This window comes from Novosphingobium terrae, assembly GCF_017163935.1.
GTDB classification, from domain to species: Bacteria; Pseudomonadota; Alphaproteobacteria; order Sphingomonadales; family Sphingomonadaceae; genus Novosphingobium; species Novosphingobium terrae.
The window spans coordinates 37,142-54,779 of the sequence record NZ_JABVZR010000004.1; the positions used below are offsets into that span (position 1 = coordinate 37,142).

The 17,638-nt window shown below is 55.3% G+C and carries 21 protein-coding genes; 7 read left to right on the forward strand and 14 right to left on the reverse strand.

Annotated features, from left to right (window positions below; all coding sequences use genetic code 11):
• Positions 1-186 precede the first annotated feature (186 nt).
• The 3 genes from HGK27_RS30780 to HGK27_RS30790 all read right to left on the reverse strand — a co-directional run bounded on the left by HGK27_RS30780 (position 187) and on the right by HGK27_RS30790 (position 2,940).
• Positions 187-1,407: an MFS transporter gene (locus HGK27_RS30780; protein ID WP_206245833.1), complete on the reverse strand. Its 1,221-nt coding sequence runs from the start codon at positions 1,405-1,407 to the stop codon at positions 187-189.
• A 64-nt stretch (positions 1,408-1,471) separates the two neighbouring features.
• Positions 1,472-2,251 (reverse strand): NUDIX domain-containing protein, encoded by a 780-nt coding sequence (locus HGK27_RS30785; protein WP_241127988.1) that lies wholly within the window; start codon positions 2,249-2,251, stop codon positions 1,472-1,474.
• Positions 2,248-2,940, reverse strand: coding sequence for a class I SAM-dependent methyltransferase (locus tag HGK27_RS30790; RefSeq protein WP_206245834.1), 693 nt, complete (start codon positions 2,938-2,940; stop codon positions 2,248-2,250). Before HGK27_RS30790 ends, HGK27_RS30785 begins: the two co-directional genes overlap by 4 nt.
• Before the next feature lie 843 nt (positions 2,941-3,783).
• Here HGK27_RS30790 and HGK27_RS30795 point away from each other — a divergent pair.
• From HGK27_RS30795 to HGK27_RS30815, 5 genes are read left to right on the forward strand one after another with little or no spacing between them, the layout of a single operon-like run.
• Entirely contained in the window at positions 3,784-4,038 is a 255-nt protein-coding gene (locus HGK27_RS30795) for a type II toxin-antitoxin system Phd/YefM family antitoxin (protein WP_206245835.1), read from the forward strand.
• Positions 4,035-4,463 (forward strand): type II toxin-antitoxin system VapC family toxin, encoded by a 429-nt coding sequence (locus tag HGK27_RS30800; RefSeq protein ID WP_241127996.1) that lies wholly within the window; start codon positions 4,035-4,037, stop codon positions 4,461-4,463. Before HGK27_RS30795 ends, HGK27_RS30800 begins: the two co-directional genes overlap by 4 nt.
• Positions 4,460-4,822: a hypothetical protein gene (locus HGK27_RS30805; RefSeq protein ID WP_206245837.1), complete on the forward strand. Its 363-nt coding sequence runs from the start codon at positions 4,460-4,462 to the stop codon at positions 4,820-4,822. Before HGK27_RS30800 ends, HGK27_RS30805 begins: the two co-directional genes overlap by 4 nt.
• Positions 4,819-5,409, forward strand: a complete 591-nt coding sequence (locus HGK27_RS30810) for a recombinase family protein (protein ID WP_206245838.1) — start codon at positions 4,819-4,821, stop codon at positions 5,407-5,409. The genes HGK27_RS30805 and HGK27_RS30810 overlap by 4 nt, the downstream gene beginning before the upstream one ends.
• Positions 5,387-5,914 (forward strand): hypothetical protein, encoded by a 528-nt coding sequence (locus tag HGK27_RS30815; RefSeq protein ID WP_206245839.1) that lies wholly within the window; start codon positions 5,387-5,389, stop codon positions 5,912-5,914. The genes HGK27_RS30810 and HGK27_RS30815 overlap by 23 nt, the downstream gene beginning before the upstream one ends.
• A 44-nt stretch (positions 5,915-5,958) precedes the next feature.
• Here the strand turns inward: HGK27_RS30815 and HGK27_RS30820 are convergent, their stop codons facing one another.
• Positions 5,959-6,171 (reverse strand): hypothetical protein, encoded by a 213-nt coding sequence (locus tag HGK27_RS30820; protein WP_206245903.1) that lies wholly within the window; start codon positions 6,169-6,171, stop codon positions 5,959-5,961.
• A gap of 62 nt (positions 6,172-6,233) precedes the next feature.
• Here HGK27_RS30820 and HGK27_RS30825 point away from each other — a divergent pair, with 62 nt between their 5' ends.
• Complete coding sequence (locus tag HGK27_RS30825; protein ID WP_206245840.1) at positions 6,234-6,407, forward strand: hypothetical protein; 174 nt, start codon at positions 6,234-6,236, stop codon at positions 6,405-6,407.
• A 39-nt stretch (positions 6,408-6,446) separates the two neighbouring features.
• Positions 6,447-6,719, forward strand: coding sequence for a hypothetical protein (locus HGK27_RS30830; protein ID WP_206245841.1), 273 nt, complete (start codon positions 6,447-6,449; stop codon positions 6,717-6,719).
• Positions 6,720-6,880: 161 nt separating this feature from the next.
• Here HGK27_RS30830 and HGK27_RS31505 read toward each other — a convergent pair whose 3' ends face one another.
• The 10 genes from HGK27_RS31505 to HGK27_RS30880 are packed head-to-tail and all read right to left on the reverse strand — an operon-like array spanning position 6,881 to position 17,638.
• Entirely contained in the window at positions 6,881-7,879 is a 999-nt protein-coding gene (locus HGK27_RS31505; protein ID WP_206245842.1) for a M23 family metallopeptidase, read from the reverse strand.
• Between the two features lie 2 nt (positions 7,880-7,881).
• Positions 7,882-9,708, reverse strand: coding sequence for a type IV secretion system protein (locus tag HGK27_RS30840; protein ID WP_206245843.1), 1,827 nt, complete (start codon positions 9,706-9,708; stop codon positions 7,882-7,884).
• A gap of 11 nt (positions 9,709-9,719) precedes the next feature.
• Positions 9,720-9,977: an EexN family lipoprotein gene (locus HGK27_RS30845; protein ID WP_206245844.1), complete on the reverse strand. Its 258-nt coding sequence runs from the start codon at positions 9,975-9,977 to the stop codon at positions 9,720-9,722.
• 12 nt (positions 9,978-9,989) lie between these two features.
• The gene (trbJ, locus tag HGK27_RS30850) at positions 9,990-10,775 is read right to left on the reverse strand and encodes a P-type conjugative transfer protein TrbJ (RefSeq protein WP_206245845.1); all 786 of its coding nucleotides are present in this window, start codon (positions 10,773-10,775) and stop codon (positions 9,990-9,992) included.
• A 14-nt stretch (positions 10,776-10,789) separates the two neighbouring features.
• Entirely contained in the window at positions 10,790-12,232 is a 1,443-nt protein-coding gene (locus tag HGK27_RS30855) for a TrbI/VirB10 family protein (protein WP_206245846.1), read from the reverse strand.
• 10 nt (positions 12,233-12,242) lie between these two features.
• Positions 12,243-13,064 carry a hypothetical protein gene (locus HGK27_RS30860; protein ID WP_206245847.1) on the reverse strand — a complete coding sequence of 274 codons (822 nt, stop codon included), beginning with the start codon at positions 13,062-13,064 and terminating at the stop codon, positions 12,243-12,245.
• Entirely contained in the window at positions 13,064-14,026 is a 963-nt protein-coding gene (trbG, locus tag HGK27_RS30865) for a P-type conjugative transfer protein TrbG (RefSeq protein WP_241127989.1), read from the reverse strand. The genes HGK27_RS30860 and trbG overlap by 1 nt, the downstream gene beginning before the upstream one ends.
• A gap of 17 nt (positions 14,027-14,043) precedes the next feature.
• Positions 14,044-14,760 (reverse strand): VirB8/TrbF family protein, encoded by a 717-nt coding sequence (locus HGK27_RS30870; protein ID WP_241127990.1) that lies wholly within the window; start codon positions 14,758-14,760, stop codon positions 14,044-14,046.
• Positions 14,757-17,306 carry a VirB4 family type IV secretion/conjugal transfer ATPase gene (locus HGK27_RS30875; RefSeq protein ID WP_206245848.1) on the reverse strand — a complete coding sequence of 850 codons (2,550 nt, stop codon included), beginning with the start codon at positions 17,304-17,306 and terminating at the stop codon, positions 14,757-14,759. The genes HGK27_RS30870 and HGK27_RS30875 overlap by 4 nt, the downstream gene beginning before the upstream one ends.
• Positions 17,306-17,638: a conjugal transfer protein TrbD gene (locus HGK27_RS30880; RefSeq protein WP_206245849.1), complete on the reverse strand. Its 333-nt coding sequence runs from the start codon at positions 17,636-17,638 to the stop codon at positions 17,306-17,308. Before HGK27_RS30880 ends, HGK27_RS30875 begins: the two co-directional genes overlap by 1 nt.

Consider the following 17,638-nt stretch of genomic DNA (forward strand, 5'->3'; position numbering starts at 1 on the left):
GAGCTGTTGACGCAGTAATGGGGACGCATATCCGACATTTTTCCATGCGTCAGTCGACCGGCTGCGCGTAGACCTCTGCTTTGCGCTGGCGACCATCGCCAAATGGGAAAATGTGGTTCGCCGTGGCGAAACAGTCCGCATTAGAGATCGTGTGGTCTTGCGCAAGCATGAGCGCGGGCCGACAAGTCAGGCGGCTTCAAGCTTCTCAGGATGAACGGCTCCGCGGGTTCGACGTGAAAATGAGAATGTTCCAACAAGGATCGCAACCACGCCCAGCAACCGCGCAGTTCCGGAAGCAAGAAGAAGCAAATCGCCGCCCAACCGATCGAAAGCAAACCCCGATAAAATCGCGGCTACTGGGATAGGCAAATAGGTTGCGAACCTGGCTGCCGAGACCGAGCGCCCCACAAGATGGGGAGGGACAACACATTGCCGGTAGGTCGATAAAAGCGTGACATTGATGCATCCGAGAAGCGAGCAGACTCCCCAAAAAAAACCAAATGCCACAATGCCCAAATTTGCAGCCATCAGTGTTGTGAGCGCTCCTGATATCGCGGTGAGCGCGAGGACAACGGCCGCAGTCTTAGATCGAACAACTAATTTTCGGGCTAAAAAATGGCCTGCAATGCCAAACAAGCCGGCAGTAGCAAAAAGAACTGATACTGCTGTCGCACTCGCACCAAACCGGTTGTGCGTAAGAGGAACAAATGTCGATTGGACCAAAGTAGATGCGAAATTAGAGAACATGAAAAGTACAGTGCAAGCAAGGATTTGCCGGTCCTTTTTTATCGTTCTGAAGCCACGAGCGATGTCTTGATGGATTGCCACACGCCGGAACTCCCTCCGCTCACGACTATGTATCCGCAGGACTGCCATTGATGCTGCCAGATAAGCACACGCCGATAGGTAGAAAAGCCATTGAGCAGGAATTAGCAGAACTGCAGCTCCAGTAGCGAGCGGGGCCATCACCGAGCTGAGCTGGTCAACCATTCCCAGGTGTGAGTTGATGCGGAGTCGCTGCTCAGGAGCAAATTTCTCCACAACAACAACATGGGTCGCAGGGAGCTGAACGGACGACAGTGATGAGTTAATAAAAAGGAAAATGAACAATAAAACGTACAAATGTGGCTGCGTTACCAACCAGGAAATTGCCATTATCGCTAAGAATGAAAGCGATGTAGCGGCAAAAATCAAACGAGTCGCTGAATGGCGGTCTACTATCGCTCCACTTAAAAGTCCGACTGTTATCGGAGGAAGATGTGCCGCTGCAAATGCGAGCGATGTTGCGATCGGTGAGCGGCTAATATTGTAGACTACCAAGGGCACAGCAAGCCGATTGATCCAGCCAGCGGTGGTTGACAGTGCGGTGCACAGAATAATCCGATTGCCGACCCCAAGAAGCGCCATGTCTGAACCTCTGATTGATGAGTTTACAGCAAATGCTTTTTAAAACTTCCTCATGTTCACAGCATCAGGTGTCGATGATGTCATAAGTCTCGATATTTCTGTATGTTAAAAATGATTTTAAAGCTATTTGAAATATGAGCGGGTATTCATCCATAGACGAAGTCACAACCGAAGCTGGTAAAAGTTCAATTGAATTTACATCTTCATCAACTGGTTTGTATTTTGTAATAAGCTCAGAATCGGATTCTAATTTATTAAGTCGGCCTTCAGTCATTATCATAATATGCGTTGGATAACCGCCGACATGTATACCAGTTACATTTAGATCGACATGATCTAAAGACAGTCCTGTTTCTTCACTAACTTCACGATGGAGCGCCCGAGCAATAGCACCATCTGAAGCTTCATTTAAATCGCCTCGATCGACAGCGCCGCCCGGTATTGCAAGTCGCCCATTTCTACGGCGGACGCAAACGATTGCGTCATCATGCCAAAGTAGAGTATGAACACCTACAGCTAAGGGTGGGACAGAAATATCTGGTACCGCTAGGATCTGGTCAATTGCGAGATAGTCGCGATAGCGTATTGGAACGCATGAAAGATTGACGCTTACGCTTGAGGCATCAAGGCCAGATACACCTAAAAGCTCACCATCGAAACGCCCTACGCCTTTTTGCTGCCAAACCCGATCGGTGATCGCAGCAGCAGGCGGCATAGGTTCATGGACGCTAGGGTGTTCTTCAGCCCATTTCGTGCGCACATAACCTATCGGCCCATCGCTTCCTGGGATGCGCAAAACTTTTCGTGACGCATATGCTTGTCGCGCCAATGCGCTAAGTGTCATATCTCGCATTGCGAATGGCTTCGCACGACATCAACACTCCATAAAGCCAATGTTTTCCATTTATGTACTTTTTCTGGAACCATGGCCTGCGGCGGTGGGAGATTGAATGGCGGCTCGCAAAGGTCAACGGCACGAAAATCCCCTGCTGCGATATCAGCGTTGAGCTCGTGAGGACCGATCGGGCCCAAGTACCGCGAGCAAATGAACCACTTTGCAGATGATTTCGCAATATTTCTCAGGAAATTTTTGATATGATTATTGGGCAGATGTATGAGCATGTCTCGACAGAATATTAAGTCTGCGTCCGGCAAGGCGTCAACGCTCGCATCGAGGCAGTGAAACTGGCCTTTGTCTGAATAGCGGGCGTCGTTGTCGGCTATGATTTGCGGAACAATGTCCGCTCCTATATACCGCATAGAACCAAGCGGGAACTCGGACATCCAGTTCAGATCGCCACATGGCACATCTAAAATCGACTCAGCATCTGTATGAGCGATGAGGATTGGCAGTCTCGATGATAGGAAATCCCCTCGGTCCTTCGAACTTCCTTTGCCGCTTTTTGACTCGTCCCCTCCCCAATGATTGGTTTCGTAGTAGAGAGAGAAAATATCTCTAAGACCACTGGTGAGTGAATCAGGCGTATCAGAAGGGGTCAATATTTGTTGGTCAATCGTGTTATCGAATTCCATAACATTGTCCCTTCCAACCAGATTTGCCACATCGGCATCAAAATGTTCACTTTGCGGTAGGGCAACTTTTCATGTTCTTGGGCGGAGGGGTTTTACCGAAAGCGACGCGCATCGGAAACCACACGTCACGCTCCAGATCGCCAAGTGGTGCTTCGGGCCACTGTAATTGCTGGGCCCAATTTATCATTTCCCTATCAGTAGCAGTGTTTCCAGTACTACTGAGAATGTATGCACCGTTAACAATACCCTGTTTAGATACTTTCAGACAAAGTGCCCCAGATGCATTTGCAAGGGATGCTGGAAAGTGGGTTGTATCTTGAGCGCAGAGCGGCACGCTTGCCAAACTGCATGCAACAAGTACGCCTGTCCACATTTCTTTAAATCTGTTCATATTACCCCATTTATATAGGATATATTCCGAACTAGGTATTTGACAAATTTTGCTGCGGCATAAATATGTATTACATATATGAGATATATAAATACATTATAACGCCTGTTTCGCTTGAGTGAGCGAACCTCCATTGTGAGTTGTGCGCATTGCTTGCGTGCTAAGCTGATTTGTAAGGGTAAAAAAATATAATGTGGAGTTATTGTAGATTCCCGACAGGCTTAAAGCCCGCGCGGCGCCCCCCCTCTGTCAACCAAACGGTCGATTAGTTGACTGACAACCGGGCTCGCGAGTTGATCGCTGTTCCTAAGGATTGTCGGGGATTGTGCGCTGCACAAAATCGGGCAACTTAGCACCTGTCAATTAAATCAGAAAAAATTCTGATTTAATTGACAGTCAGGCTCATTGCTGTATGGTTAGGTACATACCATACTTCGCAGGAGTGTGCAGCCATGAACACGCATTTTTTGTCGAGCAAAGAGTTCAGCCGCGATCCGGGGCGGGCGAAGAAGGCGGCGGACGATGGCGCTGTCTTCATCACAAACCGCAACCATCCAACCCATGTGCTGTTGCGGATCGAGGAATATCGCAAGCTTACGACTTCAAAGGGCTCCATTGTCGATAAATTGGCCTTGGTTGAGGCGGCAGATATCGATTTTGAAGTTCCGCGTGTCGGAATCGGCCTCAAGCCTGCGGATCTCTCCTGATGTTTCTTCTCGATACCAACGCCGTTTCCGAACTGCGCAAGGGCAGGCGCTCTCCATCTGCACTCCCGATCGTCGAATGGGCGGAAAAGGTCGATGAAGGTGCGCTGTTTGTTTCAGCCATCACGATCCTTGAGCTGGAAATTGGGGTCCGCCGTATTGAGCGGAAGGACAAAGCGCAGGGCGTGGTGCTACGCCATTGGTTGGATGACATGGTGCGCCCGACCTTCGCTGGGCGTATCCTTCCGGTGGACGAGGCGGTGGCGGTGGCATGCGCTTCCTTCCACGTGCCCGACCCCGCAGCCGAGAGGGATGCCTTGATTGCTGCGACAGCGATTGTGCATGGCCTATCTGTCGTAACCCGCAATGTTGCTGACTTTGTGCGCACTGGCGTTCCCCTAATTAACCCGTGGGAGACTGAGCTATGAACAGCGATAGCGTTCCTGGCGCTGAGCCAGAGTGGGATGCCATGATGGAAGCCGTCATGGATTCCATTCCGGTCAAGCTGTCGTATATGGAATGGCGGGATCTCAGATCTCAAATTCACAAAACTGTATGGACGTACCTAAGCGACATTTTCAATCGCGCTTCGGTCGAGTTTCGTGATCGGTCGGACGGCCCCGAGGTACGTTTGTGGATGGGCGTTGGGCAGGATTCCGAGGATCTGCAGCGCGGTTTCCTCTTGTCTGAGGTCCTGGAAGAGGCCTGCTCGCCACGGGAGTTGCTTGCCGCCCGTGACATGCTGAGTGCGCGCATTGCCCAGCTTGAGCAAGGGGATGCTCCATGAAGCTCGGCTATGCCCGCGTCAGCACCAATGAGCAGAACCTGGCGCTACAGATCGATGCGCTGCGCGCTGCCGGCGCCGAGCGCATCTATGAGGACAAGGGCATCAGCGGCTCGATGGTGCTGAAGCCCGCATACTCCGACATGCTTCGAGACGCGCGGCCTGGCGACGAGGTTCTTGTCTGGAGGCTAGACCGTTTGGGTAGATCTCTCCCCGCGTTGATCGGTGAGCTGGAAATGCTCGCCCACCTTCAGGTAGGGTTTCGCTCGCTTACCGAGCAGATCGAGACGATAACCCCCGGAGGCCGACTGTTCTTCCACATGGTTGGCGCTTTCGCGCAATTTGAGCGGGATGTGATCCGTGATCGCACAAATGCGGGCCTGCGAGCTGCGCGCGATTCAGGTTCCAAGCTTGGCCGCCCCGCCACAATCACCGACGAACGATGGGCTGAAGCTAAAGCGCTGATGGCGCCTCCAACCAATAAAGGCGCGGCTGCTATCGCTAAGCTGCTCGGGGTTACCCGGCAAGCTGTCTATAAGCGGCTCGATAAGGACAAGGCTGTTTTAAATGGAAATCAATGTGCAGGCTGATTGGGAAATCGACCCAGAATGGGGTGGCGGTAGCTACGGCGAGAAGGCCAATGTATGGCCTTTCGAGCTGGTCGCCTATGAAATCCAGGCCAGTGGCGAGTATGACCGTAAGATTGGCTGGGAGGTCTTTAGTGGTCCCATGCTGCACAGCTTGGTCGCAAAGGGCGAAGCAGCCAGCTTTGAAGCCGCCCAGCGGGCCGCTGAAGCAGTGTGGGAGAAGTTGCAGCTGCCGCTCCCGCGCGATCTCGAATGGGACGACCCCGAGCCCGGTCGGATCGAGGGCTCAACATTCTGGCTTGCTACCTATTGGCCGGAAGGTTTCTCGCTTGTGGTGACCACCCGGCCTGCCGAGGTGGAGGATGGGGTCCTGTACCCCCAAGTTTATCGTTGGGAGATCCTTCCGGCGATGACCTCGGAAGCGATCTACACGGGGGAGGAAAATGGACTGGAGCAAGCCCAGGCAACCGCAGCAGCAGTCCTGTCTCTTGCGTTAAACCCTGTTTGATCGACCACTTGGAAGGATGTAACCAGTGACTGGCTTGGGGCGCTTCAGTCAGCGCCCTTTTCACGACGCTCCAGCGCTTCATCAACAGCCTCACGGATGAACTGGGCGCGCTTCTGCGCACCAACCAGCGCATCGATACGGCCCAATGCCTCCGGCGTAAGCCGGACAGCCGTAACTTTCACTCCAAGAGGCGGACGTCCCATAGCCTTGCGACTAACCGATGACTGTTTCTCTGCCAAGCTGATATTTTCCGTCATTGGTTATTGAACTCCATAACCGTATGCGCTTACATAAGCGTCATTGGTTATGGAGGCAAGACATGGATATTCAAGAGCAGCTGGATGCGCTTAATGACATTGCTACCGACCTGGACCGAGGGGTTAGTATGTCCCGCCAGAGCGAATTGGCTGCGTGGCTGCATGAGATTATCGGAGAGCTTCGAGCACAAGGCGGGCTTGATCGGCCAAACCATCTGGCTGGTGGCGGTGGGTGAAAAGGGCTAACGGCTACCTCCTCATTCAGGAGAAAATTTATGCCCATCCCAGAAAGTTCTGTTGTTGTTGGCGGCTGTTATGAAACCGCAGAAAAGCAGCAGCGGCGGGTAATAAAGATTCAGGGTGATAAAGTTACTTATCAATCTTGGGGTGGCAATGTGCAGAACACAAAGGGGCCGCTGCCGTGGATACCGGTAAACATCAAAAAATTCGCGCAAGATGTTGAACAAGCGATTGCTTGCCCAGCGGATTTGCCGCCGATGCCAACGGCCCACGCGGATGATGACACTCATGAAGATTCTGCCGAGTAACTATCTCAAAACCTCTGGAACGTGAGAAAATTGGTGCTAACTGGCGTTGATCCAGTTTCGTCATGGACCCTCCCGTTCTCCGAAACATGAGGATCGTTTTGCGCGCTCAGGCCATTGCGACCTGAGCCTGAGCGCGCAATTCTTCACTTAGGCCCTGCTATTCAAGGCATACGTGGCGCGATATTCCGCTCAACGTACCCCGTCGATGCGTCCGACATGACCAGCCTGCCCCTACTATTCTTTTCATGGCGAATTGAGGTGTTGGCGGAGGTCCGAACGCCATTGAGAGACGCGCCCTGAAGGAGCGGAGAAGGGTCTACCGGCTGACCATTCACCCTCACTTCGTAATGAAGGTGAGGGCCAGTTGCGATGCCAGTTGCGCCAACCGCACCAATCTCCTGCCCCTGAAGCACACTTTGCCCCCTCGACACGACCACCCGTGAAAGGTGGCCGTATCGCGTAGCGAGGCCATCGCCTCGATCGACCTCGATCAAGAGGCCGTAGCCTCTCATCCACCCTGCGTAACTCACGACGCCACCGGACGCCGCCACGACAGGGGTTCCCTGCCTGGCCGCTAGGTCAACGCCTGCATGGGCTTTCCATCCCCCCGTGACAGGATGCCAGCGCCAGCCAAAGCCGCTTGTTACAACCACAGGAGCAGCTTTCGGGTGAAAGCTCGCGGGTGTCACCGTAGCTGGAGATGGTGCTGGAGCTTCAGCGCCAGCTTCAGGGGCAACATTGTAATTGCGTGCGAGCCATGAAGTCCATTTGGCGCCAGAAATTAGGAGTACCCGGCGATAGGCCGCATTGTAGACGGGCGTGTAGGAGTGATAATTGGCTGCCCGTGTCCACAGATCACCCTTATCACGCAAAAGGTGGCCGCGTATCCTCCATGCAGCCAATTTGTAAGGGTAGCAGCCCGGAGCCATCGCGTCAGCGGCGGTGATCCCGTAGCGTTGCAATGAAGCAATATAACGGGTGTTCAGCTGCATCGAGCCCAGGTCGTAAGTCGCATTACTGTTGCGCCGCGCAAGGCCGGGCCGCCCATTCTCGCGTTCCGCCACCGCGAGCATGATGTTGGCCGGAACGCCATACTCCGCAGCGGCGCTGATCGAACAGACAACGCGCTCTTGCATTGCCGGAGGAAGATCAAAAGCCATCGTTATTCCCCTTCCTTCGCACCGGATATCGTGTCGCCTGCAAAATTTGATGCTGCCGGGCCGGTCGCTGGCGCGAGGGCATCCGATTGATTGCCGCCAGCAGATCCGCGGATCGCCGCCTTGGCATTCTCCATCGCAGCCGCTGGCCCGTCAGCAAGCATTGAGCGGGCCTGTTCGGCTGCAACAGCGGTCTTGGCACGATTCATCAAGTCGGCCCCGCTGGCGGCATCCTTCGCATCCTGCCGCTCTTGCGCAGCAGCGCCGGGGTTGCTGATCTCAGCGGCGAGTTTACCGCCAATGGTATCACTAACCCTGTCCTGCCATTTCTGTGCAGTGTTGGAGATAGCGTTGGACGCCATGCGCCCCACGCCAGCGGCGAAAGCTTTAGCCGCCCCGCCGCCACCGCCACCGCTGCCACCGCTGCCACCGCTGCCACCGCTGCCACCGGCAGAGGCGCCACCAGCAGCGCTTCCTCCGTTTGCCGCCTCGGTATCACCACTCGCGCTTTCGCCTCCCGAGCTGGCACTCCCGTTGGCGCCATTAGCGGTACTGCCGCCCTCGCCCGCTGCGCCTGAAGCGCCGGCGTCCTTACTGCCATCCCCAGGAGCTGAAGCTGCTTGCTCGCCCTCTTGGGTAGAACCAGAGGAATCCGTGTCGGACGATGAAGCGGACGCCATGCCTGCTGCCTGACCCATGGCACTTCCACTTGCCGATCCCATGGCAGAGGCCAGTGGCGACCCCCCTTCACTGCTGCCGGCTTCACCTCCGGCAGAGCTACCGGCCATAGGCGAGGCCATGGGAGCCCCTGCCTCACTGCCGCCAGCACCGGCTTGCGAAGCTGCCGATATTGCTTGCGCAACACCTGCTGCGTTTGCCGCACCCGATGCCATTGCAGCAGCCCCGCCCGTGGCCACAGCCGCTCCCGCCACGGCAGCATCACGCATGGCGCGACTTGCCATGCCGCTGATCGAACCGGCAGCACCGACAGCGTGGCCAGAGAGCATGTTCGCCAGCATAGGGGGGAGCTTTTCAGAAAGCATATAGATCAGCAGCGCAATAATAAGCAGCGCTACGTCATCTTCGATGGTGTTGGTGCTAGAAGCGGTGAAGCTTGTAAGCATTTGATTGCCAACACCGAGTATCAGGACAACCGCCATTAGGGAAAGCGATACGCCAAATACAGTCTTGAAATAGTTGATCGCGATATCAGAAGTCCATCGCGACCCGCCAAATCCAAGAAGGAACACCCCCGCGTAGGCGAGGAAGTAAACCGTGATTTGGATCAGGATGAAGTTGATGACGCAGAGCGCAAGTACAATAAGAAGGACGATGCAAACCAAAATCGAAGCAAGGCTTTGAGCAAGGTCAGTTAATGACAGTGCGCTGACCGTGTTCGATAGGATTTTAAAGCCGATAGCCAGAAAATCAGCTGACGATACACTTGAAAAACCGGCTGCTTCATTGCCCATTTGAGTTGTCGAATTGATGATCGCTGTAGCGATTGCAACGCCATTGGATAAGAAAAAACCGAAAATTCCCGTAAAAACAACGAAGCGTATCAGTTCACCAAGGATATCGCCTAGTTCGGCCTGCTGCACAGCTTTTTGACCGAAAGTCCAAACTGCACTGATAAGCGCCAAGCAGTAAAACAGGTAACTCGCATCCTTCTGAAACGTCCCAGACCATCCCGTCATTGCCGAGGTGAAGCGCGTAGTCACATTATCAAGAATGGTTGTGCTGTTCGCGGTTTGAGCAAATGCCGGACCCGATAAGGCCAGGCCAAGGGTGATGCCGAGGGCAATCAGGACGTGACGAGGAATGCGGGGCATAAGGACCTCGGTTAGATTCCGGCTTTAATGCTGGTGTGGGCGGATTTGGTGTAGCCGTCGCTCGCAGCTTTCCACTTCCGGCGATGCGCCTCAGAAAGGCCGTCGCCAGCGTTCTTGCAATTCTCGCTCAGCGTGGAAGCAGTACGGCATTCGTTATTGACTTTAATTGCCTCATCTTCGTGATCGGCATAGTAATCTTTACTATGCGATGCATCGCCACATGCGGAAAGCATCATAATGGCGATGAGGCAAAAATAGGTCTTCTTCATAAAAACTCCTCGTTAATGAATACCTGCTCGGATAGCAGTGCCTGCCGATGTATCGTAACCAGTTCCACTCGACCATTGCTTGCGAGCTGCGGCTTGCATCGCTTGTTGGTCAGCCTGAACCTGCTGGACGGCCAGTTCAGCCGCGCGCTGGTTCAGCAAGAGAGACTTGATTTGAAGCATTTGGTTTGCTTGAAACCCTGCAAACTGATTTGCGTACATGAGCGCCTGCATCTGTCCCGAGGCTGTTGAAGCGCTCGACTGAAGACTGGCGAGCTGAGCGGCCTCACTCTCGATCGACGTTTGCTGATTGCTGATCCCCGTAAGCACAGTCTGATTGGTCGCCTGCAGTAGATCTGCTTTTGCTTGCTGCTGATCGGTAAGAGCTCGGAGCTGCGTTGCATTGCAGGTGTTTCTAGCGAAGCACGTTTGATTAATATAAAATGAAGGGTTTTTGAAATTGTTCAAATAACCTGCAACTCCACCTGCCGTATTTGAGAGCATTCTTAGGGTGTTTGCAGCACTTTGCAAACCACTCATTGCCCCTTGGGCCTGTTGCCATATTTGCATGGGAGCCTGCGCAGTATTAGTGATCATATTTTGATACTGCTGCAACTGCGTCTGATATTGTTGAACCTGTTTCGCCAAAGCGGATACCTGCTGCAATGCAGATGTTGTGGTCTGACGAAGGTTAGAAACGTCGATGACCGACCACTGCGCGTTGGCAGGGCTGGGAATGGCCAAGATCGCGCTAAGGCAGATACCAGCGCGCAGAAGCTTATTTTTTGCGTAATTCAGCATGGCATTCCTTTCGTTTAGTAGTCAAAGTTGCGGTATGGCTTTGTAAATTCGAGATCTTTCACAACGACCAAATTGAAACGATACCCCGGTCGAATTTGCAACGTTGGCGCGATTGACATATTCTTCTCAACCATGTGCGCTGCCGTCTCACCCAAGACTTGGCCAAGCCCCTGCGTTGCAGCTTGGCTTGGGGTCAGGCTGTAAGCACCCACGCTCTGTTGCTGGCTCAACTGAATGCCCGCAACGATACCGGAAAGGATGAGGGCAGATCCAAAGGTGCGAGCATAGTGATTGTTCACCTGGTCTTTGAAGCCGCCATAGCCAGCGCTGCTGGCGCCCGGCATGGCATCAATGTCGAGTGCCTTGCCATCAGGAAAGACGATGCGCTGCCAAGCCACGAGCAGGCGTGATTGCCCATAGGATACAGAACTGGAGTATGAGCCAACGAGCCGCGAACCTTGCGGCACAAGCAGGAATTTCCCTGTTGGCGTATCATATACGTTCTGGCTGACCTGAGCGATGATTTGGCCCGGAATTGACGAATTTACCCCTGAGACAAGGATGCCGGGGATCACAAAGCCCGCACGGACCTCAAACCGCGACCGAGGCGCCTCGGTCTTTGATCCCAACTGCCAGCGATCCGTGCCGGCTGTGCGGCTGAACTGAGAAACATCGTTCGCCGGGCGCGAAGGGCTAGGATTCCCTGATCCTCCAGCGCCCTGCTTTTCCTGAGCTGCTAACGCTTCCGTAAGCGCGGTATAGGACGCCATATCGCTGGCGCTGGGCATCTGACCTTGTGCAGCATTCTGCAACATCTGCTGACGCAGGCTATCAAGCTTCGCGATGGTTGACGTGTTGCTGCCAGACGAGGGAGATCCGGGGCTACGCGTGCTCTGGAAGCTTACAGTGCTGGTGGACTTCAACGCCGAGGTAAACTGCGCCTGTTTCATCTGGCGCAATTGGACAAGCATTTCCATGCGCTGCTGACGGAGAGGGTTGACGACCCCGCCCCCCTGCCCCGCAACATTGCCGGTGGGCAAAGGCGGTGCATTAGGATCGAGCGGCGGCACGGGAGCCATATTGATCGGTGGTTGGCCGCCTGGAGTTTGAGCACTGCCGTTGGCGGGAAGACCATTGGGAGGTTGCAGCGCTGGCGGCTGCGGCAAGCCATTTGCAGGCACAACACCAGCTCCATTGGCGCCAGCGATATGCTCTGCCATTTTATCTGCATCGGTGCTGGCTTGCGTCTTGGCGAGATCGGAAGGCTTGGCCTTTTGCAGCGCCGAGCGATCATTCATGACCGACGCCACGACCAGCAGGAATAGCACTACAACCGAAGCGCCCGCGAAGAGCGGCACTTTGTTCAAGCGCCTCAAGCCGGTGCGTGCAACTTCCGTTTGCGCGACTTGACCGCCCGGTGAAGCAGTTGGGGACATATTGAGTGTTGGATCAGTCATATTGCCCCCGTTAATTCCCGATTGAGCAGGCGTGAGCCTTGGCCGAACGACAGAGAGCCAAGGCCGAGTGAGGATCGCCTTCACCAAGCATCAGCAACTCGTATCGCCCTGAGGTTTGGCGGTAGGTTGTGTGCTGCCAACGCTTCAGAGCTGGCCGGACCTGAACCAGATGGTTCCAGTACCGGACCACCTGATCCCGTGTGTGCAATGTCCCCATGTAAAGCGTCCAGTGCCCAAGGGAGGGCGTAGAGGCTTGCTCAGGCACTGGCGCAGCCGCCACAGGAAGCGGCGCCTGCACGGGCTCTGCGGCCTTTGGAGCACCTGCTGAAGGTGGAGCCTCGGTGTAATCCGGCGCACGAAACGCCCTCTCCTCCACCTCCTCGCGCGCACCTGTCAGATTGACCGTCCAGGCAGCAACAGCTTTGACATATGGGTCAACCGTATACGCCCGCGCTGCGGACTGATTTCCCATCTGAATGCGGGTGAACACGGTATTCTCATCGAGATTGGTGAGGTCGATCTTCACCGGCAGGGTGCCCTTCACAGGCGGGGCCCCCTTCTCTGGACGATCAACTACCGCGAAACCACGCCGACGCAGCAAGGCCAAGAAGTCCTCACGCAGCGGATCGCGCCGATCGCCAAGAACCTCAACCTTGGTCAGTGCCGGCGGAAATAATTTGCCCAGCTCCTTTGCGGCATCACCCAAGATTTGCGCGCGAGGAAATGCAGCAAGGCCAGTCGCCCCTCCCACATGGGAGTTCCCCGCCACGCAGCCTGCCATCATGAAGGTGCAGGCACTGGCTAGCGCCAGCTTCACAATCCGGGCGCCCATTAGGGTTTACCCCGCGTGATTGTTACACGCTCCTGTAGCTTGCCAACCCCGGCAACCAGCACCGCCTCATCAAACACCTGGTCAACTATGTAGCGCCCGTTTTGAACGCGATAGTTTACAAGCGTGACGTCGCCTTCCCGCTTGACCGACCCACCCTGCCTGAGCACCAGCAGCGAAGGGGCTTCAGTCTGGCTCATGGTCGAGGGCATCTCGATGATGGTTTTGACGCCATCATTATAGACCCGGACAGGCTTCCAACGAGCTTGGCCCTTGACGGTGTAGTCAAAGTTCAGGCTTCCCAGATACGATCCTTGAGCACCGCGAGCAGAGGGACCGCTTTCCCCCTCGACACCAGTCGGTGTGCTGGCCGCGCTGGGCAGTGTGTTTTCCGAACGCACCTTTTCCTGGCGCTGCCGCAAAGCGGCCCATTTGGCTGCTGCCTCATCAGGATACTGAAAGCCGACGCGGGGCATGTATTGAGTGGCGTGGGAAACCAGCTGGATATGGTATGTCCGACGATCGGTAGCTACCATCAAGGACGTGTGCAGACCCACATCCATTGGCTTGACGACCAGATGCTGAATTTCTGCGGCCCCAGACTGCGATATGGCCGGTTCGATCAGCCAGCGGGCGCTGTCGCCCACATTCACAGAATTGACCTGCTCGCCAGCCTGCAACTCAATGTCGCAAACCTGCAAAACAGCACAGACCACCGTTGGCTCTGTTGCGCCAAATTGGAAAACGACTGCCCCGCCGTCGCCAGCGAACGGCCTCATGCCGGTGGCGCTCTTGGTCATCCATTCGTTGGAGATCTCGACAGCAGATCTCTCCACCGGGGTTAGCGTGGGGTTTTTGCCATAATACTGCTTCGCCAGGCTGGCATCGTCGCCAGCGTTCTGAGCCATGGCAGCCGGAGCGATCGTCATGGCGGCGAAGGCCGCCAATGATGCGAGGGTTTTCATAAACGTCCTTTCCGGGCTCAGAGAACGCGCGACCAGGTGTAATCCTGCACGTAGATTCCAAGCGGGTTCTGCTGGATTTGCTTTTCGCTGGTGCCCTCGGTTGGCGGCACCACATGCACGGTCACGAGGGCTCGCATTTTGGCTGGCGGGCTTGTGACATTGCCGTCACGGTCACGAACCGTTTCCACCCAATCAACCTGCCAAGTGTCAGCGGTCTGCTGAAGCACCGAGCTAATTTCGACTGTCACCGTTTCCTTGGCAGCACGAACCAACGGCGAGGCCTCGGGTGTACCATTGAGGAAATCGTTCATCTTGCCGATGGCAGGCTGATGCGCTTCCAGCATGGAATATACGCGGAAAATAGCCTGCCTCTGCAAGGCAATATCTGGCGTAACCATCCGTGCCGACTGCACGAAGCTCCCCACCTGCGCTTGAATAACGCGAGGATCGACGGGGCCAGCTTGCTCGGCGCGCGAAACAGCCGCCGCGTCGCCAAGCTTGTCCACCTTCACGACATAGGGAACGAATTTGGACTGCGCCCCAATGGCGATCAGCCCTGCCACCGCCACCAGAACAATCAGCATCGAGGACAGAGCTACGAGCTGCCACATGCGACGGGAATCCGCGAGGCCGCTTACGTGATCGTTCCAAGTGCGGCGGGCGTTCAGATAGGGATTAGTCTCGGTCGAAGGCGCGGATGCCTGCGGCGCGCGCTTCATGAAGCGAAAGCTCATGCGGCAACTCCAATTTTTGTGTAAACGCTACGGGTGGCGAGCCATTCCTTGACCCATCCATTGCCGTGGCTGCGTTCGAGCCCCTTGATGGTGGCTATCTCTTCCTTCGAGCTGGCGCCAACGAACGCCAGTGCAACAGGACCGAGTGCCAGCTCGAATAGGCGCCGACCATTTTCAGAAACTGCATAATACTGGCGCTTGGGAAGTGCCGTGCGCAAAATTTCGATCTGGCGCCGGTTGAGGCCAAGGCGCGAATAAAGTTTCTGAGCATCCTCGTTACCCGCCTCCGGGTTCGGCAGATAAATTTTGGTTGCTGTGGACTCGACCAGCACATCCAAGATGCCCGAATTTGCAGCATCAGTGATGCTTTGCGTCGCCATAATGACGGCGCAGTTCGCCTTACGCAGAACCTTCAGCCATTCTCGGATCTTGTCTCGGAAAACGTCATTGCCCAACAACACCCATGCTTCATCAAGCACAATTGCGGCAGGCTGGCCCTTCAGAGCGCGCTCGATACGGCGGAACAGATACAGAAGGACCGGCAACGCATACTTTTCCCCGAGGCCCATCAGCTCCTCAACCTCAAAGGTGGTGAACTGGCTCAGGGAAAGGCCATCTTCTCGGGCATCCAGAAGATGCCCCATGGTCCCGCCAACACAATAAGGGGTCAGGGCATCGCGAACCGTTTGATCCTGCACCGCATGCGAAAAATCGGTCAGCATCTTTGCGCCCGTCTTATGCATGGAATCCAGCGCGTGCGCGATTTCCTTTCGCATAGCGGAGGTGACGACGACACCGTTCAGAGCAAGGATCGACTCAATCCATTCGGCAGCCCATGCCCTGTCGGAGGGCGTCCCAAGGAACTGCAGGGGGCAGAAGGCCAGCTTTTCCTCATCGCCGGCCACAGTGAAGTGCAGGCCGCCAACCGCCTTGCAAAGGGGATACATCGACATACCCTTGTCAAAAGCGAAAATGCTCATGTCCGGATACCGCCGCAACTGTGCAGCCAGGATGCTCAGAAGGGTTGATTTGCCCGCACCCGTGGGTCCGAAAATCAGAGTGTGCCCAACGTCACGGACATGCAAATTGAGGTGGAACGGGGTCGAACCATGGGTGACGCATTCCATGAGCGCAGGCGAGTTTTCAGGATAGAATGGGCAAGGTGCAATCGCATTGCCCGTCCAGATCGAGGATGACGGCAGCAGATCAGAGAGATTGAGCGTGTTCATGATAGGCCGACGCACGTTCTCTACTCCGTGCCCCGGAAGGCTGCCCAAGTAGGCCTCCATCGCGTTCAGTTCTTCAACGCGAGAGACAAAGCCAAGGCTCATGATTTTACGCTCAAACTCACGAGTATCGCGCTCAAGCGCGTCGCGGTCTTCCCCCATTAGAACGACAACACTGGTGTAATAGCCTTGCGCAACTAGGCCCGAGCTTACTTCTGCAATAGCCGTTTCCGCATCCTCGACCATCGCAACAGCATCCTGATTGATGCGCCCAGAATTGGTCTGAAACACCTGATCGAAGAAGCCGCGCATCTTCTGGCGCCATTTCTTGCGGAATTTATCAAGGTGCTGAACAGCTTCATGCGTGTCCATGAAGATAAAGCGCGTGTTCCAGCGATACTCACAACGCACTTCAGAAAGTGAATTGAGAATGCCGGGAGTGCTTTCAAGGGGAAAGCCTTCAATGGCCACGACCTGGATGAAGTTGCGGCCGATCTTTGGCACGGTCCCCGTCCAGAGATCACGACCGCCAATAATGGCGTCCAAATACATGGGATTTGATGGCAGTGCGATGGGCTGGTTCTCGCCCGTCACGCACCGCTGAATCCAGCGAAGCTGGTCATCGAAAAGCGTGTGCCCGTCTTCCTCGCCAGCGACCCGCACCCCCTTCAACCGCGTGAGCTTGATCGCGGAGGACAGGCTATCTTCAAAATTCCGAACCTTGCGCTTGAACTCGGTCAGAATATCATAGGTGCGCTCGGTGTTGGTTTTGCGTTCGCGGTCATCATCGAACACCAACTCCTTGATTTTCTGTTCAGTGATCGAGGGCGGAAACCACGTCGCAGTCAGGACAAAAAAGCCCTCGTACATCGTGCCGAGCTGCTGAAAATATGCCCGGCGCTCATCGTCGATCGCTTGCGTAACCGGATCGGGGAAGTGCGATGCACCACGATCCGAGTACGCAACGCTGGAACGGCGAACTGCGTCAACATGGATCATCCACCCGCTGCCCAAAGCCACGAAAGCCTGATTAATCCGGGCAGACAAAGCTTCCCGCTGCTCATTGGTGCTACTCGCGGCGTCTTCTGCGCGGTAGATCCATGTGGCCATCAAGGAGCCGTTCTTGGCGAGAACCACGCCATCATCAACGAGCGCGGCATAGTTCAGCAAGTCCGCCAACCCGGCATGCTTGCCACGATGCTTGGCCAGCTTGTTGCGACGCGCCTGTTGCACAGCCGCCTGGGCAAGGAGAGCAATCAGGGTCAGGCCCGCAATTGCGATGATAACCGCCAGAGAGGCCAGAGCGAGCGAGGGAGTCATTACCGTTTCTTCCCCGGTTGACGATACTGTCGGCCCTGCCCTTCGGTGTTCACGCGAAAGGGAGTGGAGCGGGCCGGGTAGTAGCTTTGGAAACGAAGGTGCCGGACGGCCACGAAACGCATGAGCGGATCGGCTTTGCCCATCTTCTGGGCAGCCCAAAGGCCTGCAAACCAGATAAATAGGCCAGCTAGCCACGCCTTAGGGGAGTCGATGGCCGGGCCAATCAAGGCACCGGCCAACAACCCACAGAGCATCACGATTTCGCGGTCACCGCCCATCAGAAGGTTCGGGCGAACGCCCGAACGGCGAATGGCGATCGACCTGATTTTCAT